This is a genomic window from Streptomyces sp. NPDC001536, assembly GCF_042894505.1.
GTDB lineage: Bacteria > Actinomycetota > Actinomycetes > Streptomycetales > Streptomycetaceae > Streptomyces.
In genome coordinates this window covers 398,179-420,900 of sequence record NZ_JBIAVQ010000004.1, presented here as the reverse complement: position 1 = coordinate 420,900, position 22,722 = coordinate 398,179, and the positions used below count along the sequence as shown (strand labels likewise).

The 22,722-nt window shown below is 71.5% G+C and carries 21 protein-coding genes and 1 riboswitch; of the genes, 10 read left to right on the top strand and 11 right to left on the bottom strand.

Translation table 11 applies throughout. From position 1 onward, the window contains the following. The first annotated feature begins 109 nt into the window (after positions 1-109). The gene (locus ACFY0U_RS14795; RefSeq protein WP_388635116.1) at positions 110-1,516 is read left to right on the top strand and encodes an NAD(P)/FAD-dependent oxidoreductase; all 1,407 of its coding nucleotides are present in this window, start codon (positions 110-112) and stop codon (positions 1,514-1,516) included. A 125-nt stretch (positions 1,517-1,641) separates the two neighbouring features. Here the strand turns inward: ACFY0U_RS14795 and ACFY0U_RS14790 are convergent, their stop codons facing one another. Continuing rightward, positions 1,642-2,622: a zinc-binding dehydrogenase gene (locus tag ACFY0U_RS14790; RefSeq protein WP_388635114.1), complete on the bottom strand. Its 981-nt coding sequence runs from the start codon at positions 2,620-2,622 to the stop codon at positions 1,642-1,644. Positions 2,623-2,694: 72 nt separating this feature from the next. Then, entirely contained in the window at positions 2,695-3,855 is a 1,161-nt protein-coding gene (locus tag ACFY0U_RS14785) for an NAD(P)-binding protein (protein ID WP_388635112.1), read from the bottom strand. 187 nt (positions 3,856-4,042) lie between these two features. Here ACFY0U_RS14785 and ACFY0U_RS14780 point away from each other — a divergent pair, with 187 nt between their 5' ends. Beyond that, complete coding sequence (locus tag ACFY0U_RS14780; protein WP_388635110.1) at positions 4,043-4,729, top strand: pentapeptide repeat-containing protein; 687 nt, start codon at positions 4,043-4,045, stop codon at positions 4,727-4,729. Positions 4,730-4,926: 197 nt separating this feature from the next. Here the strand turns inward: ACFY0U_RS14780 and ACFY0U_RS14775 are convergent, their stop codons facing one another. Beyond that, complete coding sequence (locus tag ACFY0U_RS14775; protein WP_388635108.1) at positions 4,927-5,427, bottom strand: hypothetical protein; 501 nt, start codon at positions 5,425-5,427, stop codon at positions 4,927-4,929. Between the two features lie 170 nt (positions 5,428-5,597). Between ACFY0U_RS14775 and ACFY0U_RS14770 the strand changes: the two genes are divergently transcribed. After that, positions 5,598-6,998: a M1 family metallopeptidase gene (locus tag ACFY0U_RS14770; protein ID WP_388635106.1), complete on the top strand. Its 1,401-nt coding sequence runs from the start codon at positions 5,598-5,600 to the stop codon at positions 6,996-6,998. Between the two features lie 100 nt (positions 6,999-7,098). On the opposite strand, the gene ACFY0U_RS14765 is transcribed toward ACFY0U_RS14770, so the two are convergent. Both ACFY0U_RS14765 and ACFY0U_RS14760 read right to left on the bottom strand, forming a co-directional pair. Continuing rightward, complete coding sequence (locus ACFY0U_RS14765) at positions 7,099-8,058, bottom strand: GNAT family N-acetyltransferase (protein WP_388635104.1); 960 nt, start codon at positions 8,056-8,058, stop codon at positions 7,099-7,101. A 188-nt stretch (positions 8,059-8,246) separates the two neighbouring features. Further along, positions 8,247-8,822, bottom strand: coding sequence for a TerD family protein (locus ACFY0U_RS14760; RefSeq protein ID WP_388635102.1), 576 nt, complete (start codon positions 8,820-8,822; stop codon positions 8,247-8,249). A 187-nt stretch (positions 8,823-9,009) separates the two neighbouring features. Between ACFY0U_RS14760 and arfB the strand changes: the two genes are divergently transcribed. Continuing rightward, positions 9,010-9,447, top strand: coding sequence for an alternative ribosome rescue aminoacyl-tRNA hydrolase ArfB (gene arfB / locus ACFY0U_RS14755; RefSeq protein ID WP_388635364.1), 438 nt, complete (start codon positions 9,010-9,012; stop codon positions 9,445-9,447). A 193-nt stretch (positions 9,448-9,640) separates the two neighbouring features. After that, positions 9,641-10,480 carry a sigma-70 family RNA polymerase sigma factor gene (locus ACFY0U_RS14750; protein WP_388635100.1) on the top strand — a complete coding sequence of 280 codons (840 nt, stop codon included), beginning with the start codon at positions 9,641-9,643 and terminating at the stop codon, positions 10,478-10,480. A 119-nt stretch (positions 10,481-10,599) separates the two neighbouring features. Here ACFY0U_RS14750 and ACFY0U_RS14745 read toward each other — a convergent pair whose 3' ends face one another. After that, positions 10,600-11,082, bottom strand: coding sequence for a flavin reductase family protein (locus tag ACFY0U_RS14745; protein ID WP_388635362.1), 483 nt, complete (start codon positions 11,080-11,082; stop codon positions 10,600-10,602). Between the two features lie 410 nt (positions 11,083-11,492). On the opposite strand from ACFY0U_RS14745, the gene cdgB reads away from it, so the two are divergent. Beyond that, positions 11,493-13,145, top strand: coding sequence for a diguanylate cyclase CdgB (gene cdgB / locus ACFY0U_RS14740; RefSeq protein ID WP_388635098.1), 1,653 nt, complete (start codon positions 11,493-11,495; stop codon positions 13,143-13,145). A gap of 119 nt (positions 13,146-13,264) precedes the next feature. Then, positions 13,265-14,212 carry a CBM35 domain-containing protein gene (locus ACFY0U_RS14735; RefSeq protein ID WP_388635096.1) on the top strand — a complete coding sequence of 316 codons (948 nt, stop codon included), beginning with the start codon at positions 13,265-13,267 and terminating at the stop codon, positions 14,210-14,212. On the opposite strand, the gene ACFY0U_RS14730 is transcribed toward ACFY0U_RS14735, so the two are convergent. From ACFY0U_RS14730 to ACFY0U_RS14720, 3 genes are all read right to left on the bottom strand, one after another. Next, positions 14,213-15,142, bottom strand: coding sequence for a 1-phosphofructokinase family hexose kinase (locus ACFY0U_RS14730; protein ID WP_388635094.1), 930 nt, complete (start codon positions 15,140-15,142; stop codon positions 14,213-14,215). Positions 15,143-15,276: 134 nt separating this feature from the next. Continuing rightward, positions 15,277-16,488, bottom strand: a complete 1,212-nt coding sequence (nagA, locus tag ACFY0U_RS14725) for an N-acetylglucosamine-6-phosphate deacetylase (RefSeq protein WP_388635092.1) — start codon at positions 16,486-16,488, stop codon at positions 15,277-15,279. Then, positions 16,488-17,432, bottom strand: a complete 945-nt coding sequence (locus tag ACFY0U_RS14720; protein ID WP_388635090.1) for an ROK family protein — start codon at positions 17,430-17,432, stop codon at positions 16,488-16,490. Before ACFY0U_RS14720 ends, nagA begins: the two co-directional genes overlap by 1 nt. Positions 17,433-17,585: 153 nt before the next feature. Between ACFY0U_RS14720 and ACFY0U_RS14715 the strand changes: the two genes are divergently transcribed. From ACFY0U_RS14715 to otsB, 3 genes are read left to right on the top strand one after another with little or no spacing between them, the layout of a single operon-like run. Then, on the top strand, positions 17,586-18,806 hold the full coding sequence (locus tag ACFY0U_RS14715; RefSeq protein WP_388635360.1) for an extracellular solute-binding protein: 1,221 nt from the start codon (positions 17,586-17,588) through the stop codon (positions 18,804-18,806). 33 nt (positions 18,807-18,839) lie between these two features. Continuing rightward, positions 18,840-19,076: a DUF3263 domain-containing protein gene (locus ACFY0U_RS14710; RefSeq protein WP_388635088.1), complete on the top strand. Its 237-nt coding sequence runs from the start codon at positions 18,840-18,842 to the stop codon at positions 19,074-19,076. A gap of 39 nt (positions 19,077-19,115) precedes the next feature. Next, entirely contained in the window at positions 19,116-19,976 is an 861-nt protein-coding gene (otsB, locus tag ACFY0U_RS14705; RefSeq protein ID WP_388635086.1) for a trehalose-phosphatase, read from the top strand. Here otsB and ACFY0U_RS14700 read toward each other — a convergent pair. Both ACFY0U_RS14700 and ACFY0U_RS14695 read right to left on the bottom strand, forming a co-directional pair. Continuing rightward, entirely contained in the window at positions 19,964-21,370 is a 1,407-nt protein-coding gene (locus ACFY0U_RS14700) for a trehalose-6-phosphate synthase (protein WP_388635084.1), read from the bottom strand. The two genes, otsB and ACFY0U_RS14700, sit on opposite strands and share 13 nt — an antisense overlap. A gap of 84 nt (positions 21,371-21,454) precedes the next feature. Next, on the bottom strand, positions 21,455-22,399 hold the full coding sequence (locus tag ACFY0U_RS14695; protein WP_388635082.1) for a glucosyl-3-phosphoglycerate synthase: 945 nt from the start codon (positions 22,397-22,399) through the stop codon (positions 21,455-21,457). A gap of 167 nt (positions 22,400-22,566) precedes the next feature. Next, positions 22,567-22,707: riboswitch (SAM riboswitch) on the top strand. The last annotated feature ends 15 nt before the right edge of the window (positions 22,708-22,722 follow it).

The following is a 22,722-nucleotide window of genomic DNA, read 5'->3' as shown; positions in this document are numbered from 1 at the left end:
ACTTCACGTCCGTGTTGATCGGGCTGGGGGCTATCCGCTGGTCAGGGGGCGTGTGGGACGACGAAATCCGAAGGAGACAGTGGGTGCTGTCAGGGGTTAACGTCCGGCCATGAGCAGCTCGGAACGCGCTGTCGTGAACGGCGGCATCTCCTTCTGGTACGCGGACGACGGCCTCCCGGCGGTGCGGGAACCGCTCTCCGGTGACGCGACCGCGGACGTCGTGATCGTCGGCGGTGGGTACACGGGACTGTGGACCGCGTACTACCTGAAGAAGGCGGCGCCCTTCCTCCAGGTCACCGTCCTGGAGCAGAAGTTCTGCGGATACGGGGCGTCCGGCCGCAACGGCGGCTGGCTCTACAACGGCGTCGCCGGTCGTGACCGGTACGCGCGGCTGCACGGTCACGAGGCCGCCGTACGGCTCCAGAAGGCCATGAACGACACCGTGGACGAGGTCGTGCGGGTCGCCGGGGAGGAGGGCGTCGACGCGGACCTCCACAAGGGCGGAGTGCTCGAAGTCGCCACCACGCCCGCCCAGTTGGCGCGGCTGAAGGACTTCCACGCGCACGAGCTGTCGTACGGCGAGAAGGACCGTGAGCTGTACGGCGCCCGGGAGACCGCGGAGCGGATCCGGGTCGCCGGGGCGGTCGGCTCCTCGTGGACGCCGCACGGTGCGCGCGTGCACCCCGTGAAGCTGGTGAAGGGGCTCGCGGCGGTCGTCGAGGCGCTGGGGGTCGTCATCCATGAGCAGACGCCGGTGACGGAGATCCGTCCGAAGCACGCGGTCACGCCGTACGGCACGGTCCGTGCGCCCTATGTCCTGCGCTGCACCGAGGGGTTCACCGCGAACCTGAAGGGTCAGCGGCGGACCTGGCTGCCGATGAACTCCTCCATGGTCGTCACCGAGCCGCTGTCCGACGAGCAGTGGGAGTCGGTGGGCTGGGACGGGCGGGAGGCGCTCGGGGACATGGCGCACGCGTACATGTACGCCCAGCGCACCGAGGACGGGCGGATCGCGCTGGGCGGGCGCGGGGTGCCGTATCGCTTCGGGTCGAGGACGGACAACGACGGGCGGACGCAGGACGCGACGATCGAGGCGCTGCGGGAGATCCTTGTCCGGTTCTTCCCCTCGCTGGCGGGGGTGAGGGTCGAGCACGCCTGGTCGGGGGTGCTGGGGGTGCCGCGGGACTGGTGCGCGACGGTGACGCTGGACCGGGCCACGGGGCTGGGCTGGGCGGGGGGTTACGTCGGCTCCGGTGTGGCCACGACGAACCTTGCCGCGCGGACGCTGCGGGATCTGGTGCAGTGGGACTCCGGGCAGGGCGGGAGGACCGAGCTGACGGATCTGCCGTGGATGGGGCACAAGGTGCGCAAGTGGGAGCCGGAGCCGTTGCGGTGGCTGGGGGTGCAGGGGATGTACGCGACGTACCGGGCCGCGGATCGGCGGGAGACGGCGACGCACCGTGCGGAGTCCTCGCGGCTGGCGCGCGTCGCGGATCGGGTCGCGGGGCGTCACTAGGGCGATGACCACGAGGTCCCACCGGCGGCCAGGTCGGTGGCCGCGGTGGATTGATTCGTTCGGGTGACGCTCGCCTGGTCAGCCTGGTCAGCCTGGTCAGCCTGGTCAGAAGGCATCTGGGCGTGTCATGGCACGAGGACGACCTTTCCGATGGTTCCGCGCGTCTCCAGTGCCCGGTGGGCGGCGGCCGCCTCGGCGAGGGGGAAGCGGTGGACCGCCGGGGTGAGGCGGCCTGCGGCGGCCTCGGTGAGGGCGCGTAGTTCGAGGGTGCGGACGGGGTTGGGGCCGCCGGCCTTCTGCATCATCACGGGGCCCAGGACCTGTTCCGACACGCCCTCGACGAGGTAGGGCTCGCCGTCGTGGATGCCTTCTCCCGACCAGCCGAAGACGATGTGCTTGCCGCCCGGGCCGAGGAGCGCGACGGCTTCGCGGGCGACGTCGCCGCCGACGCCGTCGAAGACGACGGTGGCGGCGCGTCCGCCGAGGTGGGCGCGGACCTTGTCGGGCCAGGAGGGGTCCTTGTAGTCGACGGCGAGGTCGGCGCCGTTCGCCTCCACGCGGGCCACCTTCTTTGGGCCGCCCGCCAGTCCGATGACGGTGGCGCCGGCGTTCTTGGCGTACTGCACGAGGAGGGTGCCGATGCCGCCGGCGGCGGCCGGGATCACGGCGACCGAGTCGGGGCCGAGGTCGGTGAACTGGAGGATCCCCATCGTCGTACGGCCTGTTCCGATCATGGCGACGGCCTCGGCGGCGTCGAGGTTCGCCGGGATCTCGTGGACGCGGTCGACGTCGGTGACGGCGAGTTCGGCGTAGCCGCCGGGGGCGAAGCCGAGGTGGGCGACGACGTGCTTGCCGAGCCAGAGGGCGGCGACACCGTCGCCGAGCGACTCGATGACTCCGGCGACCTCACGGCCGGGGATGGTGGGCAGTTCGGTCGGGGCGGGGAGGGGGCCCTGCGCGCCCTCGCGCAGGGCGGTGTCCAGGAGGTGGACGCCGGCCGCCTCGACGGCGATACGGACCTGGCCGGGGCCCGGGAGCGGGGCCTCGACCTCCTCGTGGACGAGGTTCTCGGCCGGGCCGAAGGCGTGCAGTCGGATGGCGTGCATGTGTGGTCCCCCTGTGGGCTGTCGAGGCCTGGGCCGGGGCGGCCCGGGCTGTCGGGACCCCACTCTTCAACCTCAAGCATGCTTGAGGTCAAGGGTGTGCCGGCCGAGGGCCAGCGATACGGCGGTGAGGGCGCTGTTGAAGGACACCTCGGACAGCACGCCGGGGGCGGCGACCTGGTCCCCTGCGAGGTAGACGCCGTCGCCGCGATCGATGGCGGGGCGGTCGCGCCACCTGGCGCCGGGCAGGTCGACGGCGCCGGTACGGCCCGCAGCGACGGCCTCGCGGCGCCAGGTGACGCGGTCGCGCCAGCCGTCGAAGGCGAGGTCGAGAAGCTGCTCGGCGCGGGCGATGCCGTCGGCCTTCGACTCGTTCGGGGCGAGCGGGATCTGACCCTGGATCAGCTGTTCGCCGGCGGGGGCGAGGCTGCGGTCCTGTGCGGTGAACCGCTCGATCCAGCCGGGGGAGTCGAGGTCGGAGACGGCGAAGGCGTCGCCGCGGCGCGTGCGGACGGCCAGGTCGATGAGTGCGGTGCGGCCACTGGTCCAGGTCAGCGAGTCATCGCCGAGGAGACGGCGGGCGGCGTCCAGGGAGGTGGCGACGACGACGGGGGTGCCGGTCGGGAGGGTGTCGACGCGTGACAGGGTCTCCACCCGTACGCCCAGGTTCCAGGCGCGGGCGGCCATGCGGTCGATGACGCTTCCCCAGCCGCCGCGCGGGTAGTGGGCCTCCGGCGGCAGCTTGGTGGCGCGGCGCAGGCGCTCCTGCACGAACGCGGCGGACAGCGCGCCGGGGTCGTGGTGGAAGAGGGCGACGGCGGAGTAGTGGGCGGCCGCGCGGGCGCCCTCCTCGCCGGCCTGCGCGGTGGCCCAGGTGAGGAAGTCGGTGTCGACGGGCGCCTGCCGGGAGGCGCGGCGCAGCAGCTTCAGCATGGCGAAGGGCGGGGTGCGACGCAGGACACCGTGGTGCCGCAGGCGCAGCCGGGCCGCCTCCAGCGGCGGGATCGGCGCGAGCGGGCCGATCAGGTCGCGCTGCCTGAGCCAGGACCAGTGCGGGCCGCCGCTGTAGAAGGCGTGCGGGCCTTCGTTCGTCTTGTACGGCCCCTCGGCGGTGCGGGCGCGGCCGCCGAGGGTGTGATGGGCTTCGTAGACGGTGACCTTGGCGCCCGCCTCGGCGGCGGTGACGGCCGCGGTGAGTCCGGCGAAACCGCCGCCGATGACGGTGATGCGGTGCATGGCTGGGATCTCCCTCGGGTCGGGGTCGCCTTGCTGGACGTGCCGTTGCCTGTGCGGGGTGCTTCGTGAGGAGCGGGGTCTTCGTGAGTACGACGAACCGGGCGCCCTGTTTTGTGACAGCGGCGGAGTCGTCGCAGGCCAGGACGTTCGCCCTGGCGTTGTCAGTGGTGGGGTGCAGCATGGGGGCATGGCGAGGAGAGCGGCAGGTGGAGCCGGCGGGGCCGGAGTGAAGGGTGCGCGGCGGCCGGAGGTGCGGCTGCCACCGCTGGTGGCCTACGACGGCGGCGGGCTGGAGCCGGACGGGGACTACGACGGGCTGGAGTTCACGGAGGCGGACTTCGCGGGACAGGACGCCTCGGGCGCCCGCTTCATGGACTGCGCGCTGACGGGGTGCGCGCTGGACGAGACGCGGCTGCGCAACGCCCGCCTGCTGGACTCGGTCCTCACCGGCGTCCGGGGCGTGGGGACCAACCTCTCCGAGGCGACCCTGCGGGACGTGGAGCTGATCGACGCCCGGCTGGGCGGGGTGCAGTTGCACGGGGCGGTCCTGGAGCGGGTGGTGATCCGCGGCGGCAAGATCGACTATCTGAACCTGCGTTCGGGGAGCCTGCGGGACGTCGTCTTCGAGAGCTGTGTCCTCGTCGAGCCGGACTTCGGCGGGGCCCGGCTGGAGCGGGTGGAGTTCGTGGACTGCGCGCTGAAGCGGGCGGACCTCACGGGGGTGACGCTCACGGACGTGGATCTGCGGGGCGCGGTCGAGATCGACATCGCGCGGGGTGTGGAGCGGCTCGCGGGGGCGGTCGTCAGCACCGCGCAACTGCTGGATCTGGCACCGGTGCTGGCGGGCCAGATGGGGATCAGGGTGGAGGGCTGACGGCAGGGAGCTGCGGGGGTACGCGATACCGGCGGGCCCCGGGCACACGGTGCTGTTCTTCCCGGACCCGGGGGCCGGCGCGATCGAGCTGGCTGGACGGCTGAGCCGGCTGCTGGGGGCGGCGACGCCGAGCTCGTACGTCCATGACTCGGACGTGCTGGATCTGCGGGTCTTCGAGGACGGGGAGGACGGGCGGGTCAGCGGATTCTGGGGAAGCGGGCCTGGAGGGTCCAGATCGCCGGGTTCTCGGCGAGGTCGTCGTGGAGGTCGCACAGGTCGGCGAGCAGGTCGTGGAGGAAGTCCCGTGCCTCGCGGCGGAGTTCGGAGTGGGAGAAGGTCAGCGGCGGATCCTCGGCCGGCATCCAGTCGGACTCGATGTCGACCCAGCCGAAGCGGCGCTCGAAGAGCATGCGGTCGGTGGACTCGGTGAAGTCGAGTTCCGCGTGCTGGGGGCGGGAGGCCCGGGAGCCGGCCGGGTCGAGGTCGAGGCGTTCCACGATGTCGCACAGCGCCCACGCGAAGTCGAGCACCGGTACCCATCCCCAGGCTGTGGACAGTTCCCGGTCCGCCTTGGTGTCGGCGAGATAGACGTCACCGCAGAACAGGTCGTGGCGCAGCGCGTGGACGTCCGCGCGGCGGTAGTCCGTCTGGGGCGGGTCCGGGAAGCGGTTGGAGAGGGCGTAGCCGATGTCGAGCACGTACGAGATGGTGTCACGGCGTGGTGGGGGGACGGACGGGGTGACCGTGCGCGGGGCACGGAGCGCCGACGGGGTGGCGGTGCGCCGGGTCCGGGGGCCGGCGTGGGGTGGTGGTGCGCCGGGTTCGGAGGCGTGACGGGGTGGTGGTGTGTCGACCTAGGATCACTGGCGTGTCCCGTTCCGTGTGCCTTGTCCCGGCCTGTGCCTCCGTTCTGCTCGTCCTCGCGCTCTCGGCGTGCGCCGGCGGTGGGGTGCAGGGCACTCCCGGCGGCTCCGGTGTGCGCGACCCGTACTTTCCGAAGGCGGGCAACGGCGGGTACGACGTCGGTCACTACGCGCTGCGGCTCTCGTACGACCCCGAAGCGGAGCACCTGTCCGGCACGGCGGTCGTCACCGCAAGGGCCACGCAGGATCTGTCCGCCTTCGACCTGGATCTGAAGGGGCTGGACGTCGAGGAGGTCACGGTCGAGGGGGAGAAGGCCCGCTGGAACCGGGCCGGGCAGGAGCTGACCGTCCGCCCGGGAGACGAGCTGGACAAGGGGGAGACGTTCGAGGTGCGGGTCCGCTACTCGGGCACCCCGCAGACCATCACCGACCCGGACGGCTCCGAGGAGGGCTGGCTGCCCACGGAGAGCGGTGCGGTCGGGCTCGGCGAGCCGACGGGATCGATGGCGTGGTTCCCCGGCAACCACCACCCCTCCGACAAGGCGTCGTACGACATCGCGGTCACCGTGCCGGAGGGCCTCCAGGCCGTGTCCAACGGGGAGTTGACGGGCGAGACGACCAGCGGGGGCCGTACGACCTTCACCTGGCACACCGCCGAGCCCATGGCGAGTCACGTCGCCACGCTCGCGGTCGGCGACTACGGCATCCGCCGCTCCACCGCCGGTGACCTCCCGGTGTACACGGCACTCGCCCCGGGGCAGGCGAAGGCGAGCGCGAAGGTGCTGGCCCGGCTGCCGGAGGTCATGGAGTGGGCGGAGTACAACTTCGGCCCGTACCCCTTCTCCTCCACCGGCGCGATCGTCGGCGGCGTGGACGACGCCGGGTACGCGCTGGAGACGCAGAACCGCCCCTTCTTCCCCGGCGCCCCGGACACCGGGCTCCTCGTCCATGAGCTCGCGCACCAGTGGTTCGGGAACTCCGTCACGCCGAGGACCTGGCGAGACATGTGGCTCAACGAGGGGTTCGCGACGTACGCGGAGTGGCTGTGGGAGGAGGACGAGGGCGGCGACAGCGCCCAGGAGACCTTCGACGCGCTCTACGACCACGGCGAGGACAGATTCGAGGACCTCTGGTCCTTCCCGCCGGCCAAGCCCACCAGCGCCGCGCACATCTCCGACGAGGGCCCCGTCTACCAGCGCGCCGCGATGGTCGTCCACAAGATCCGCCAGACCGTCGGCGACGACACCTTCTACGACATCGTCCAGGGCTGGACGGCCGCCCACCGCCACGGCAACGCGGACACCGACGACTTCACGGCGTACGTGGAGAAGCGGGCGCCGGACGAGGACTTCGACGGGATCTGGGAGGAGTGGTTGTACGGGGAGGGGAAGCCGGAGCAGCGGTGAGACGACCGGAGTCCGGGCGGGCCCTGGGGTGGGCGGACGTCGGGGCGGGCCCTGGGGCGGACGGACGGGGTACCCGCGAGGGGCGTCCACTCCACCGGCGTCAGTCCCCGTCGAACCCGTCGAACGCGTCGAGCCGCCGCGCGAGGTCCGGCGGCCACATCGCCTCGGACGCCTCCCTGAGGTCCTTCCGGGTCCACCAGCGCCAGGTGAGGATGAGGTCCTCGGCGTGGACGGCGGCGAGGTGGGGGCCGGTGGGTTCGCGGCGCGGGCCGTGGGTGACGTAGATGTGCTCGTGCTGGTGGACGGGGCCGGCGGAGGCGTGCGTGAAGTCGTGCTCCCAGGTGCACAGCAGCGGGCCCGCCGTCAGGTCCGTCCAGCCCGTCTCCTCGCGCAGTTCGCGCAGAGCGCCCTCGACGGGGCTCTCGTCCGGGTCCAGGCCGCCGCCGGGCATGGCCCAGTGGATGCCGACCTCGACGTTGTCGTACCGCAGGAGGAAGACCGCGCCCTCGGGGTCGAGCACGGCGACCCGGGCGGCTCGGCGCGGAGTGCGCAGCGGCTTGCGCAGGACCGCGCAGGGGCGGCCGAGGTCGCGGTCGTCGCGGTGGTCGATCACCTCGTAGCCGAGGGCGGTCCAGAAGGCGAGGCCCTTGGGGTTGGTGTCGAGGACGGCGAGACGGAGGGCGCTGCGGCCCGCCGCGCGGAAGCGGTCCTCGACGAGGGACGCCAACCGCCGCCCGTACCCCTGCCGTTGTAGGCCCGTGTCCACCATCAGCAGTCCGATCCAGGGGTCCGGGTCGGCCGGGTCGGGATGGTGGGCGAGGGTGATCACGATCCCGACGAGCCGTCCCTCGCTGCGGGCGAGCAGCACCTCGGCGCCCGGGTCCGCGAGATCGTCGGCCAGCGCGGCCGCCACCTGCTCCGGGCGCACGTCGTCCGGGTCCGGGAACTCCCCGCTGAGGGCGTGGAACTCACGGTTGGCGGCGTAGAGCGCGGTGAGTTCGGTGAGGACGGGGGCCGGGATGTCGCGGTCGGGGGTGAGGGGGACGGGGGCGAGGATCATGCGGGGCAACTTATCGCGCACACGTCATGCGCATCCTCGTAACACCACACCTCGCCGGGCATCTGGCGAGGTGTGCCGCACCGCCCCTCGTGGCGCCCGTCGGCACGTGCCCCGAAACGCCGGAACCCCCGGCCGAAGCCAGGGGTTCCTGCACAGCGTGGTGTCCTGTGCCCGTCAGGCGTCGGACGTCAGACGTTCACACCGAAGTCCGACGCGATGCCCGCGAGGCCCGAGGCGTAGCCCTGGCCGACGGCGCGGAACTTCCACTCGGCGCCGTTGCGGTACAGCTCGCCGAAGACCATGGCGGTCTCGGTGGCCGCGTCCTCGGACAGGTCGTAGCGGGCGATCTCGGCGCCGCCGGCCTGGTTGACGATGCGGATGTAGGCGTTGCGGACCTGGCCGAAGTTCTGCGAACGGTTCTCGGCGTCGTAGATCGAGACCGGGAAGACGATCTTGTCGACGTCGGCGGGGAGGCCCGCGAGGTTGACGTTGATCGCCTCGTCGTCGCCCGCGCCCTCGCCGGTGCGGTTGTCACCGGTGTGGACGATGGTCTGGTCCGGGGTCTGCTTGTTGTTGAAGAAGACGAAGTGGCCGTCGGAGTAGACCTTGCCCGTCGGGTTGACCGCGATCGCGGAGGCGTCGAGGTCGAAGTCCGTGCCGGTGGTGGTGCGGACGTCCCAGCCCAGGCCCACGGTGACGGCAGTCAGGCCCGGGGCCTCCTTGGTGAGCGAGACGTTGCCACCCTTGGACAGGCTTACAGCCATGGTTGGGATCCTTCCCTCGTTATGCATTGCACAGGCGGTACGGGCTTGAAGCTACATCTACCCCCAAGAACGCGGAGAGGGGCGACAAGGTTCCAGGTGTCTTTACTTTCTTTACCAAGCGGGGTGAGGGGGTCGGGCGCAGCCGGAAGGGATATTCGCGTGACGTGTGCGGGTCAGCCGCGCGACCATAGGGGGCATGTCCGGTCCTCACGTCATCCGCGGCTCCGTCTCCCTTCCCGAGGCCGAGCTCATGTGGCGTTTCTCGCGGTCGTCCGGACCGGGCGGCCAGCACGTCAACACCAGCGACTCGCAGGTGGAGCTCCGCTTCGACCTGGCCAAGACGGAGTCCCTGCCCGAGGTGTGGAAGCAGCGGGCCCTGGAACGCCTGTCCACCCGCCTCGTCGACGGCGTCCTCACGGTCCGCTCCTCCGAGCACCGCTCCCAGTGGCGCAACCGTGAGACCGCCGCCGTACGCCTCGCCGCCCTCCTCGCCGAAGCCACCGCCCCACCCCCCAAGCCCCGCAGACCCACCCGCATCCCACGAGGCATCAACGAACGCCGCCTGCGCGAGAAGAAGCAGCGAGCGGAGACGAAGCGCGGCCGGACGGGCCGCGACTGGGGCTAGCGCCGCGGCGCGCGGGCAGGGGTGACGGGCGGACCTGTCCCATGCCGGGCCTCGGTCACCCACGGTTTCGCCGCCCGGCGTCGGGACGCAGCCGCCGATGCCGGCGCCGACGGTTGGGCCTGTCACATCTGTGTCCTCCCGTTCGTCAGAGCGGTGGGACCACCCCGGCGGTGTGACGAGAGGGCAGAGGGCGATGAGTGAGAGTGAGTTTCTTGCCGAGCGGTTCGAGGCGTACCGGGGGCATTTGAGGGCCGTTGCCTATCGGATGCTCGGGTCCGCCGCGGAGGCGGACGACGCGGTGCAGGAGGCGTGGTTCCGGCTGAGTCGTTCCGACACCCGGCAGGTGGAGAATCTCGGCGGATGGCTGACCACGGTCGTCGGGCGGGTCTGTCTGGACATGCTGCGGTCCCGCAAGGCACGTGCCGAGCAGCCGCTGGAGCCGGACGTACCGCTGCCCGGCGAGGCCCCCGACCCCGAGCAGGACGCGCTGCTCGCCGACTCGGTCGGCGTCGCGCTGCTCGTCGTACTCGAGACGCTGACGCCCGCCGAACGACTCGCGTTCGTGCTGCACGACCTGTTCGCGGTGCCGTTCGAGGACGTCGCCGACATCGTGGGCCGTACCCCGGCCGCGGCACGGCAGCTCGCCAGCCGGGCCCGGCGCCGGGTACAGGGCGCGCCGACGCCCGACGCGGACCTGGTCCGGCAGCGGGAGGTCGTCGACGCCTTCCTGGCCGCCGCGCGCGAGGGCGACTTCGACGCGCTGGTGGACGTACTCGACCCGGACGTCGTGGCGCGTGCCGAGGCCGGTGTCACGGCGGGTGCCCTCGCGGTGGCGAAGGGCGCGACGAGCTTCGCGAGCCTCGCCCTGGTCGCACGGCCCGCGCTGGTCGACGGGGCGACGGGGCTCGCGGTGCTGGTGGACGGCCGGGTGGAGCGGACGCTGGCCTTCACGTTCGTACGGGACCGGATCGCCGTGATCGACGTGGTGACCGCCCCCGCGCGCGTGGCCGACCTCGACGTCGAGCTCCTCTAGAGGCAGTGAAGTGATTGGCGGATCCGTCCCCACTCCGGTCGGCAAAGCACCAGGTGACCGCCCCCGCACCTGGGACGCATCCGCCAATCACCGAACCCCTCAAGCCCGCCCCGCCCCCGTCAGTCCAACTGCCGGTACCGGCCCCTGAAGTACGCCAGCGGCCCCCCGTCCGCGCTCGGCACCCCCGCCGTCAGGACCCGGCCGATCACCAAGGTGTGGTCGCCCGCCCGGACCCGCTGTTCCGTGCGGCACTCCAGGGTCGCCAGGGCGCCGCCCACCAGGAGGGCGCCGGTGGCCTCGCCCCGGGTGTAGGGGATGTCCTCGAAGAGGAGGCGGTCGCTGATGCGGCCCTTCATGGCGAAGCGGCCGGCGATGTGGCGCTGGCTCTCGGAGAGGACCGAGACGGCCCAGAAGGGCTGTTCGTCGAGGAGGTCGTCCATACGGGAGCCCTCGCGCAGGCTGACCAGCACCAGCGGCGGGTCCAGGGACACCGACATGAAGGCGGTGGCCGTCATACCGACGTCCTCGCCCCCCGGCCCCTCGGCGTCGAGCGGGGGCTCGTAGGCGGTCACCAGGACCACACCCGCGGCCAGCCGGGACATGGCGGCGCGGAACTCGTCGTTGCTCACCCCCACAGGATGCCCGGAGGCGGTCGCGGCGGTGATCGGGAAAGTGTTCGGCACGTCGGGAACGCTAGTGTCCGCCGGGTGCGGACCGCATCGGACCTCCGCCCGAGCCGGGGCCCGTTCTCGGACCTAGGACCCCCCGATCAGCCCCTCCCCGCCAACCTCCACAAACCCACAAAGTTTGCGTTCAGTAAACGCACAGGGAAAACGCAGAAACCCCACTCAATTGTTCATCTTTCGCTGTGACTTGAGTCACAAGGGGCATTAATTGTTGACCCTGTGTACCGAGTGAGCAGCGCGCTGTGATTCAGTGGCGGGGAAGCTGCCAGAACGATACGCCGATGAGAACCCTTGATTCGCTGCGAGGTCTCGGGGGGAGGGCGAGCATGGAGACCGAGTCGGAGCCCTACGTCCGTCTTGCGACTCTGCGACAACTGCATCAGGTCATGGCGGACATGAACACCGCCCGATCCCTGGCGGACACCTTGCAGACCGTCGCCGACGGAGTGGTCACCGGCCTCGGCTACGAACTGGCGTGCGTCAATCTCGTCCGCCCCGACGGCGACCTCGTCGTCGCCGCCTTCGCGGGCAACCCCGCGGCCGAGGCGCTCATCACCGGCCGGGTCGGCTCCCGCGACTCCTGGGAGCGCCGGCTGAGCATGGGGGAGAACTGGGGCGACCTGGTCTTCATCCCGCACACCGAGGGCTGGATCCTCGACGACGACGACGTACCGCAGTGGTACACCGACGGCCCCGCGCCCCGCTTCGAGGACGAGTGGCACCCCTCCGACCGGCTCTTCGCCCCCATGTTCACGCCCGGCGTGGGCGGCAGCTCCTGCGGTGAGCTGATCGGCGTGCTGTCCGTGGACCGGCCGCGCAACGGCCGCCGGCCGGGTGCCTGGGGGCGCGAAGCGCTGCAGATGTACGCGTTCCAGGCCGCCATCGCGATCAGCAACGCGCGCCTGCGCGCCAACATGCAGCGCGCCCTGGTCAGGCTGGAGCGCGAACAGCAGGCCCTGCGGGCGAGTGAAGAGAGCTTTCGGCAGGCCTTCGAGTACGCCCCCTCCGGCATGGCCATCGCCGAGATGGGCGGCGACCAGCACGGCCGGATCCTGCGGACCAACGACGCCCTGTGCCGTCTCCTGGGCCGTCCCGCCTCCGCGATGCGCCGCTACTCCTTCTCCGACCTGGTCCACCCCGAGGACATAGGGACGCTGCTGAGGACCTCGGCGGAGGGTGGCCGCGCGGAGCTGCGCCTGGGCCGCCGCGACGGCACCTACCTCTGGGTCTCGCTCCGCAACTCCGTCGTCGCCGACGCCGCCGACGGCCCCCGGTTTCTCCTCACCCATGTCGAGGACATAGAGGACCGCAAGCGCCGCGAGCTCCAGCTCGCCCACCGGGCCTCCCACGACTCCCTCACCGGTCTGCCGAACTCGGCCGAACTGCGCGCCCGGCTCTCCGCGCGGCTGTGCAAGCGCCCCACCCACGCCGCCCTCGAATCCATCGACGCGGCCTTCGGCCACCCCGCCTACGACGCCAACGGCCACGGCTTCGACTTCCGGCCCGGCGCCGAGGCGTTCGACGCCGCCTTCGATCACCATGTGCACACCGTCGCCCCCGAGGGTGAGAATGACGACGGCACCAAGGGGCTCGCGGTCCTCTTCTGCGACCTCGACGGCTTCAAGTCGATCAACGACCGGTTCGGGCACAACGCCGGTGACGCGGTCCTCATCGAGGTCGCCCGCCGGCTGTCCCGCCAGGTCCGCGACGGCGACACCGTGGCCCGGCTCGGCGGCGACGAGTTCGTGATCCTCGCCGACGGCCTCGGCCGCGCGGACGCCGCCGACCTCGCCGTACGCCTGCGCAACGAGATCATCCAGCCCATCCGAGCCGAGGGCCGGGCCGTCCGCGTCGGCGCCAGCTTCGGCATCGGCTGGGCGCACTGCGGGATGACGGCGGACGAAGTGTTGAAGTCCGCCGACGAGCGGATGTACGTAGAGAAACGATCTCGTCCCAAACAACACAGACGCGCGGGATGATCTCCAGGTCAGCGAGCTGATGCGATCCGAGTCACCCGTTTGGGGCAGCAGGAGCGGGTAGGCTCGCCATTTACCACGCGAACCGCATCCGTCCCCGCACCTGCTGAGGAGTACCTGGGATGACGTCCGGCACCACCGGCGCGAACACGCCGCCCGAGGACGACGACCCGTTCGGCTACCTCTACGCCGACGGACAGGCCAACGGAGCCCAGCCGCCCTCCGGTGGCTACGGCTACCCGGGCTCCGTCAACCGGGTACGCGCGGTCGGCCAGCGCCAGTACGGACAGCCGCAGCAGCAGACCGCGCCGTACGGGCAGGTCCCGCAGCAGCAGGGCGCCTACGGCCAGCCCAACAACGCGCACTACGCCGCGCCGGAGACCTTCCCGGGCGGCGCCCCCACCACCCAGCACCCGCAGCAGGGGTACGGCGGTGGCGGCCGCGGCCGGGGTCCCAACACCAAGGGTCTGCTGATCGGCGCCATCGCGGTGGTCGCCGCGGTCGTCATCGGCATCGGGGTGGCCATGCTGGGCGGCGACGGCGACGACGACGCCTCCGGCAACCAGGCCAGCGCCACGCCCTCCGCCCAGCAGAGCAGCGAGCCGAGCCAGGCGGCCAGCAGCGCGGCGGCCGACGAGGAGGACCTGCCGAAGATCGACGCCAAGGCCCTCGCGCTCAGCCCCGGTGTGGCCACGGCGACGGACATCCAGGGCGCCAAGGCGGACGGCGGTGCCTACCTCACCGGCTTCAACGCCGTCGGGGCCTCGGTCACGTGGAATGTCAGCGGCATCCCGAAGACCGGCAAGTACACGCTGTACGTCGGCTACAGCGTCCCCGGCAAGGACGCCACCGCCACCCTCACGGTCAACGGCACGGCCTCCACCACTCCGGTCGGCATGGACAACTACGCCAAGGCCGCCGAGGGCGACTACACCAAGGGCTGGACGCAGACCTACAACTACGTTCAGCTCAACAAGGGTTCGAACACCATCAAGGTCTCCTGCGAGCAGGGCAACCAGTGCGACGCCCTGCTCGACCAGATGTGGCTCGTGAAGGGCTGGGTCGAGTAGTCAGGCGGCGGTGACCTCACTCGTCACCGCGACCCGCCCCCGCAACTCCTCGTACGCGGAAGGGTCGAACTCGCCCGCCACCGGCGCCACCACCGTCGCCGCCGACAGCGCCACCGCACGGGCCAGCCGGTCCGGCCACGGCAGGTGTTCGACGAGCCCCGACAGCAGTCCCGCGACAGCCGAGTCGCCGGCGCCCGTCGGGTTGCCGTGGACGCGGCCCGGCGGGGTGGCGCGCCAGCGGCCCTCGGGGGACGCGGCGAGGAGACCGTCCGCGCCGAGAGACGTGACGACCGCGCGGGCGCCCCGCCGCCGGGCGTCCTGTGTGGCCCTGAGCGGCTCGTGGGAGCCCGTCAGTTCGGCAAGTTCGTCGGCGTTCGGCTTGATGATGTCCGGGCGGGCCGCGACCCCGCGGCGCAGCGGCTCCCCGCTGGTGTCGAGGAGGACCGGCACCCCGGCCGCGCGGGCGGTGCGGATCAGTCCTGCGTACGCCCCCACCGGCACCCCCGGCGGCAGACTGCCGCACAGGGCCACCGCGGCCATCGACGGGAGCAGATCCTCGTACGCCTCCTGGAAGGCGGACCACTCGGCGGGGGTGACGGTCGGGCCGGGTTCGTTCAACTGGGTGGTGTCGCCGCTCTGTTCGTCCACCACGGCTATCGTGCGCCGGGTCGCGCCGGCCACCGGGACGAGCGCGTCCACCACGCCGGGTGCCGCCGTGAGCCGCTCCTGGACGACGCTGCCCGTGGCACCGCCCGCGAAGCCGGTGACCGTCACCTCGTGGCCGAGGGCGGCGAGCACACGGGCCACGTTCAGGCCTTTGCCACCCGGGCGTTCGGTCACCTCGGAGACCCGGTGGGAGGCGTGCGGCTTGAGGGCCCGCACACGGTAGGTGATGTCGAGAGCGGTGTTCAGCGTGACCGTGAGGATCACCTGGATCCGACCTCCCCCGAGGAAAAAGTTTCAGAACGGGCCTGCTGTCACTGTCCGTCCGGAGGCGATCATGCCAAGCGGACGGCGGCCGTCCCAGTCTCCCAGGAGGGCCGCCGCCTCAACAGATGGACACATCAGCCCAGTTGGGGATCGACCACCCATTCACCGCGCCGCATCACGCCCTTGAGGGCGAATTGATGGTCAAGAAGCACCAGGTCGGCGTACTTGCCCGGCTCCAGCGAGCCGATCGAGTCGTACATCCCGAGGAGCCGGGCCGGGTTGGCCGACAGCGCCGCGACGGCGTCCTCGACGGACAGCCGGTCGACCGTCACCGCCCGCTGGAAGGCGCGGTCAAGGGTGAGCGTGGAGCCCGCGATCGAACCGCCCTCCACGAGCCGTGCCACACCCTCCTTGACCTCGACCGCCATCGGGCCGAGCTCGTAGAGGCCGTCGCCGAAGCCGGCCGCGTCCATCGCGTCCGTGATGAACGCGACCCGGTCCGCGCCCGCGTGATGGAACGCCAGCTGGAGGGCGGCCGGGTGCAGATGCGTGCCGTCGTTGATCAGCTCGACCGTGATGCGCTCGTCCTCCAGGAGGGCGGCGATCGGACCCGGGGTGCGGTGGCCGAGCGTGGGCATCGCGTTGAACAGGTGCGTGGCGACGGTCGCGCCCGCGTCGATGGCCTCCACCGTCTGCTCGTACGTCGCGTCCGTGTGGCCGATCGCCGCGATGACGCCGTGCTCGGCGAGCAGCCGTACGGAGTCGAGGCCGCCGGGGAGCTCGGTGGCGAGGGTGACCATCTTGGCCTTCCCGCGCGCCGCGTCGATCAGCTTGCGGACCTCCGCCGGGTCCGGGTCGCGCAGCAGTTCCTCGGAGTGCGCGCCCTTGCGGCAGGGGGAGATGAAGGGACCCTCGAAGTGGATGCCGGCGATGTCGCCCTGCTCGGCGAGCTCGCTCAGCAGGCCGGCGCGTTGGGCCAGGAAGTCCATGTCGCCGGTGACCGTCGAGGCGACGAGGGTCGTCGTGCCGTGGAGGCGGTGGGTGTGGATGCCCTTGAGGACGTCGTCGACGGTGCCTGAGGTGAAGGAGGCTCCGCCGCCGCCGTGGTTGTGGATGTCGACGAAGCCGGGGACAAGCGTGTAGCCGGTTACGTCGATGACCTGGGCGTTCTCTGGAGCGCTTCCGGCGATGCGGGTGCCGTCGACGATCACTCGGCCGTCTTTGACGGTTCCTGTGGGGAGGACGACCGTTGCGCCGGACAGGACGAGGGGGGACTTGTCCGTCGCGGGGTGCGGGTTCGTCGTGGCTTGTCGCGCAGTTCCCCGCGCCCCTGGGGGGGTTGCCATCAGGGCGTTACCTCCATGCCGTCAGTTGTTGTGAGGAGGTCCCAGGCCAGTAGCCCGGCACCCAGGCATCCCGCCGTGTCTCCCAAGGCCGCCGGGACCACGGACGGCAGCTTCTGGAAGGTGACCCGCTGCCGGATGGCTTCCCGCAACGGTGTGAACAAGGTTTCCCCCGCCTCCGCCAGCCCGCCACCGATGATCAGGGTGCGCGGGTCCAGGAGGGTGAGGGCGGTGACCAGGCCGTCGGCGAGGGCGTCGACCGCGTTCTGCCAGACCTGTGCGGCTCGGGGGTCACCGGAGCGCACCGCCTTCGCGCAGTCCGCCGCGTCCGCGTCCGGGTCCCCGCAGGCGGCGGCCCAGGCCTCGCTGACGGCCGCCGCGGAGGCGTAGCGCTCCAGACAGCCGTGCTGGCCGCACGGACACGGGGTTCCGCCGGGCCGTACGACGATGTGGCCGATCTCGCCCGCGAAGCCGTGCGCACCCGCCTCCACCCGCCCTGCGATGCCGATCGCGCCCGCGATGCCGGTGCCGAGGGGGACGAAGAAGAAGCGGTCGGCGCCCCGGCCGGCGCCGATGCGGCCCTCGGCGAGGCCGCCGGTGCGGACGTCGTGGCCGAGGGCGACGGGGATACCGCCGAGCCGTTCACCGAGCAGTGCGCGCAGCGGTACGTCGCGCCAGCCCAGGTTGGCCGCGTAGACGGCGATGCCCTGGTCGGCGTCGACGATGCCGGGGACGGCGACGCCGGCGGCGGACGCGGGTTCGCCGAGGTGTTCGGCGCCGTACGCGCGCAGCTCGGCGGCGAAGCCGAGGATGCCCTCGACGACCGCGTCCGGGCCGCGCTCACGGCCGGTCGCTCGGCGGGCCTGGTGGAGCAGCTCGCCGGAGGCGCCGACGAGGGCGGCCTTCATTCCGGTGCCGCCCACATCGAGGGCGATGACATGTCTCACGGGGGTAGTGTGGCCCGGCGACCCGTGAGAGGTCTAGTCCACTTACGTGGTGTAGACCTTATGTCTGACCTTTCGAAAGTTTCGACGATGATGTGGGGCTCGGCAGTGCAGCGGCGTAGGACAGGAACGATCGCGGTGGTGTCCGCACTGGGCATGACGGCGGTACTCGGTGGCTGCGGGTCCTCGTCGGACTCCGACGAGGTGACGCTGAAGCTGGTCGCCGCCGACTACGGCGACAGCAAGGCCAACAGCTCGCAGAAGTACTGGGACGGGCTCGTCGAGCAGTACGAGAAGAAGCACCCGAACGTGACGGTGGACGTCAGCGTCTACTCCTGGAACGACGTCGACCGCAAGGTCAAGGAGATGGTCGCCGCCGGGAACGCGCCCGACATGGCGCAGATCGGCGCGTACGCCGACTACGCCGCCGACGACCTCCTCTACTCGGCCGACGAACTGCTCTCCATCTCCACGCAGGCCGACTTCGCCTCCCAGTTCGCCTCCGCGGGGGAGGTCGACGGGACGCAGTACGGCCTGCCGTTCGCGGCCTCCACGCGGCTGCTCTTCTACAACAAGACCCTCTTCGCCGAGGCCGGCCTCAGCGCGCCCAAGACCTGGGACGAGCTCGCCGCGGACGCCGCCGCGCTCAAGGCGGAGGGGGTGAAGTACCCGTACGCCCTGCCGCTCGGCTCCGAGGAGGCGCAGGCCGAGACCATGCAGTGGCTGCTGAGCGGCGGGGGCGGCTACACCGAGAACCTCGGCGCGTCGTACGGCATCGACTCCGCCGAGAACGTCGCGACCCTCACCTGGCTCAAGGACGACCTCGTCGGCAAGGGGCTGACCGGACCGGTCGCGCCGGGGAGGCTGAACCGTGCCGACGCGTTCGCCGCGTTCGCGAACGGGCAGGTCGGGATGCTCAACGGGCATCCGACGCTGATGCAGATGGCCGCCAAGAAGGGCGTGAAGTTCGGCATGGTGCCGATGCCCGGCGTCGACGGCCCGACCAAGGTCTCCATGGGCGTGGCCGACTGGATGACGGCCTTCAAGCAGAACGGCCACGCCGAGCAGGTCGGGGACTTCCTCGACTTCGTCTACGACGAGAAGAACGTCCTCGCCTTCTCCCGCGAGTACGACCTGCTGCCGGTCACCGCGTCCGCGTCCGACGTCATGAGCACGGCCGCACGGGACAAGGACCTGCGGCCGTTCCTGGAGGAGCTTCCGCTGGCCGAGCTGTATCCGGTCGGGCGCACGTCCTGGGCCGCCGTGAGCGCGGCGGTGAAGAAGCGCATAGGGAGCGCGGTGGCGTCCGGCGGCAGTCCTACGGCGGTCCTCGCCGAGCTCCAGTCGACGGCGCTGGAGGCGGAGAGCGGGGAGTAGGCGTTGTCGGTGGCTGCGGCTACCGTGCGGGGCATGGACGACCAGGACGGGCTCGGGGCCCGGGAGCGGGCGATCCTCGTCCTGGAGCGGCGGGGCTTCGCCGGGCCGGGGGCGAAGGAGCGGGCGATACGGGAGGAGCTGGGGCTGGTGCCGGTGCGGTACTACCAGCTCCTGAACGCGCTGCTGGACGATCCGCGGGCCCTGGCCTTCGACCCGGTCACGGTGAACCGCCTGCGCCGGGTCCGGGACGCACGCAGGTCGGAGAGGTAACCGTCGATTTCCCGGGGGCGGAGACACTAGGGTCGGCGTATGGGCAGCCATACGCACGTCACGGACGAGTCACTGCCGACGCCCGGCACCCAGGCCGGCCGGGACGGACTGGACGCCATTCTCGCCCGGCCCGGGAAAGCGGTCGTCGCGTTCGACTTCGACGGGACGCTCGCACCGATCGTGGCGGACCCCGAGCGGGCCCGGGCGCACCCGGACGCGGCGCCCGCGCTCGCCGCGCTCGCCCCGAAGGTCGCCTCCGTCGCGGTGATCACCGGCCGCCCGCCCGGACTGGCCGTACGGCTCGGCGGGTTCGACGAAACCCCCGGTCTCGACCACCTCGTCGTCCTCGGCCACTACGGCGCCGAACGCTGGGACGCCGCCACCGGGGACATCACGGCTCCGCCGCCCCACCCCGGCGTCGCCCACGCCCGCGCCGAACTGCCCGGATTCCTCGACCGGATCGGCGCCTGGCAGGGCACGTGGGTCGAGGAGAAGGGCCGCGCCGTCGCCGTCCACACCCGTCGCGCCGTAGACCCCCAGGCCGCCTTCGAGGCCCTGCGCGAACCCCTCACCGACCTCGCCACCCGCCACGGCCTCATCGTCGAACCCGGCCGTCTGGTGCTGGAACTGCGGCCGCCCGGCATGGACAAGGGCGTGGCTCTGACGGACCACGTCCGTGAGCTGGGCGCCGAGGCCGTCCTGTACGCCGGTGACGACCTGGGCGACCTCCCCGCCTACTCCGCCGTCGACAAGCTCCGCTCCGACGGCGTCCCCGGCCTGCTGGTGTGCAGCGCCGGCAGCGAGGAGGTTCCCGAGCTGGCGGAACGCGCGGATCTCGTCGTCGACGGTCCCGAGGGGGTCGTACGGCTGCTGCGGGCGCTGGCCGCTCAGCTGGGCTGAGCGTCGTCCAGCGCGTGCAGCTGGTCCAGGAACCACTGGGCCGGCGGCAACGCGGTCGCCGCGGCGGCCAGGCGTTTCGTCCGTTCGGCCCGTTCCCCCACCGGCAGGGTCAGCGCCTCGTGCAGGGCTTCCGCCGTGCCGACCACGTCGTACGGGTTCACCACGATCGCGTCCTCGCCCAGCTCCTCGTACGCCCCCGCCTCCCGCGACAGCACCAACACGCATCCTTCGTCCGACACGACCGGCACCTCCTTGGCGACCAGGTTCATGCCGTCCCGGATCGGGTTCACCAGCGCCACGTCGGCCAGCCGGTACGCGGCCAGCGAGCGGGCGAAGTCGTCCTTCACATGCAGGACCACCGGCTTCCAACCCGGCGTCCCGTACTGCTCGTTGATCTCCTCCGCCAGCCGCTGCACCTCCGCCGTGTACTCCCGGTACACCGCGAGGTCCTGCCGCGACGGGTAGGCGAACGCCACATGCACGACCCGCTCCCGCCACTCGGGGTGGTCGTCGAGCAGCTGCCGGTAGGCCAGCAGCCCGCGCACGATGTTCTTCGACAGCTCGGTCCGGTCGACCCGGACGACGGTCTTGCGGCCCTCGCCGATCTCCGCCTTCAGCGCGGCCATCCGCTCGTCCACGTCCGCCTCGTGCGACCGCTTCCGCAGGAAGTCCGCGTCGGCCCCGAGCCCGTGCACACCGACCCGGGTGTCCCCGAGGCCACCGACGATCTCCGCCGCGCACGCCTCGAACGCCGACGCCCACCGCCGCGTCAGGAACCCCAGCCGGTCCGCGCCCAGCATGCCCCGCAGCACCTGCTCGGCCACGTCGTCCGGCAGCATCCGGAAGTACTCCGGCGGCGCCCACGGCGTATGAGAGAAGTGGCCGATCCGCAGGTCCGGGCGCAGCTCGCGCAGCATCCCCGGCACCAGCGTCAGGTGGTAGTCCTGCACCACCACGGCCGCGCCCTGCCCCGCCTCCTGCGCGAGCGCCTCGGCGAAGGCGCGGTTGTATGTCTCGTACGACGCCCACTGGCGCCGGAACTCCGCGTCGAAGACCGGCTCCAGCGGGGTCTGGTAGAGCATGTGGTGGACGAACCACAGGACCGAGTTCGCGATGCCGTTGTACGCGTCCGCGTGCACGTCGGAGGGGATGTCGAGCATCCGTACCCCGGACTCTCCCTCCCCGCGCCGCACCGCCTCGCGGTCGCCGTCGGACAGTGCCGAGCACACCCACAGCGCGTCCGCGTCCGACCCGATCGCGGAGAGGCCGGAGACCAGCCCGCCGCCCCCGCGTTTCGCGGACAGCGAGCCGTCCTCCTGGACCTCGTACGAGATCGGGCCGCGGTTGGACGCGACGAGTACCCGGGCACCCTGGGCAGCCTGCGTGGAAGCCATAGCCCTCAACCTAGCCCGACCCGTAAACGCTCAAACGTACGGTTCGCCGTATACGGGCTTGTGGACGCCGTAATACGGCCTTCCTCAGGCGACCTTCCGGGACGCGTACTCCACGATCTCCACCATCGGCGGCCGTTCCTCGGTGTCCACGGAGTACGTCCGCGGCTCGAAGCCGTCCGCGCCCCGCTCGAACTGGGTGAGGGAGGGGCGGATGAGATGGCCGCGGGCCAGCCGCAGCTGGGCCGTGCGGTAGATCGCGGCGGACATCCGGCCCAGGGCCTGTCCGTCCTGGTGGCGGTGTTTGCGGACACCCACGTCCACCTGGGCCAGCGCGTCCAGGCCCACCAGGTGCAGCGCGTCGATCAGCATGCCGAGCTCCACGCCGTAGCCGACCGGGAACGGCAGCTGTTCCAGCAGGGAGCGGCGGGCCGCGTACTCGCCGCCCAGCGGCTGGACGAAGCCGGCCAGCTGGGGCCAGTGCATGTTCAGCAGCGGGCGGGCCATCAGCTCGGTCACCCGGCCGCCCTGACCTGCCGCACCGCCCAGGGGGCGGTCGTACATGCCCTTGACGAGGTCGACGCCGGGGTCGGTGAGCAGAGGGCCCACGATCCCGGAGACGAAGTCCGAGGAGAACTCCTTCAGGTCGGCGTCGATGAAGCAGACGATGTCGCCGCTGGTCACCAGCAGCGAGCGCCACAGCACCTCGCCCTTGCCGGGCACGGCAGGCAGACGGGGGAGGATGTCGTCCCGGTGGACGACCGTGGCCCCGGCCGCGGCGGCCACCTCCGACGTACGGTCGGTCGAGCCCGAGTCGACGACGACTATCTCGTCGACGAGGGGGACCTGTTGCATGAGGTCGTGACGGATCACGGAGACGATGTCACCGACCGTCTCCTCCTCGTTGAGCGCGGGCAGCACGACACTGACCGACTGTTTTGTGCGCTGCTTGGCGGCCAGGAGCTGGTGGAGCGGGCGATCGGTCAGCGACCAGGAGCGGGTGGTCAGCCAGCGCTCGACTTCGTTCAGCACAGTGCGCGGCTCCTCTGCGTTCTCTCGGCGAGTATGCGATCACGCAATGTGATCCATCTCGCGGTTCGGACGACTATCTCAACTGTCCTGGTCGTCGGTTACAGTCTTGAACAACGCGGATGACCATCGCATGTCCAGGGTGGCCCGCCGTTCACACAACTTCATACCGCTCATCCAGAGGGGCAGAGGGATACGGCCCGATGAAGCCCCGGCAACCCTCCAGTCGGTTTCTCGTTCACGCGAGGCTCCCGACTCGGGAAGGTGCCAAATCCGTCTCACGGCGAGATGCGTCGTGAGGAAGATGAGGAGAAAGGGCCTCGCCT

Coding starts and splice junctions, on each gene's coding strand:
- ACFY0U_RS14795 (WP_388635116.1), top strand. CDS start 110: ATGAGCAGCTCGGAACGCGCTGTCGTGAACGGCGGCATCTCCTTCTGG.
- ACFY0U_RS14790 (WP_388635114.1), bottom strand. CDS start 2,622: ATGCACGCCATCCGACTGCACGCCTTCGGCCCGGCCGAGAACCTCGTC.
- ACFY0U_RS14785 (WP_388635112.1), bottom strand. CDS start 3,855: ATGCACCGCATCACCGTCATCGGCGGCGGTTTCGCCGGACTCACCGCG.
- ACFY0U_RS14780 (WP_388635110.1), top strand. CDS start 4,043: ATGGCGAGGAGAGCGGCAGGTGGAGCCGGCGGGGCCGGAGTGAAGGGT.
- ACFY0U_RS14765 (WP_388635104.1), bottom strand. CDS start 8,058: ATGATCCTCGCCCCCGTCCCCCTCACCCCCGACCGCGACATCCCGGCC.
- ACFY0U_RS14760 (WP_388635102.1), bottom strand. CDS start 8,822: ATGGCTGTAAGCCTGTCCAAGGGTGGCAACGTCTCGCTCACCAAGGAG.
- ACFY0U_RS14750 (WP_388635100.1), top strand. CDS start 9,641: ATGAGTGAGAGTGAGTTTCTTGCCGAGCGGTTCGAGGCGTACCGGGGG.
- ACFY0U_RS14745 (WP_388635362.1), bottom strand. CDS start 11,082: ATGTCCCGGCTGGCCGCGGGTGTGGTCCTGGTGACCGCCTACGAGCCC.
- cdgB (WP_388635098.1), top strand. CDS start 11,493: ATGGAGACCGAGTCGGAGCCCTACGTCCGTCTTGCGACTCTGCGACAA.
- ACFY0U_RS14735 (WP_388635096.1), top strand. CDS start 13,265: ATGACGTCCGGCACCACCGGCGCGAACACGCCGCCCGAGGACGACGAC.
- nagA (WP_388635092.1), bottom strand. CDS start 16,488: ATGGCAACCCCCCCAGGGGCGCGGGGAACTGCGCGACAAGCCACGACG.
- ACFY0U_RS14715 (WP_388635360.1), top strand. CDS start 17,586: ATGACGGCGGTACTCGGTGGCTGCGGGTCCTCGTCGGACTCCGACGAG.
- ACFY0U_RS14710 (WP_388635088.1), top strand. CDS start 18,840: ATGGACGACCAGGACGGGCTCGGGGCCCGGGAGCGGGCGATCCTCGTC.
- otsB (WP_388635086.1), top strand. CDS start 19,116: ATGGGCAGCCATACGCACGTCACGGACGAGTCACTGCCGACGCCCGGC.
- ACFY0U_RS14700 (WP_388635084.1), bottom strand. CDS start 21,370: ATGGCTTCCACGCAGGCTGCCCAGGGTGCCCGGGTACTCGTCGCGTCC.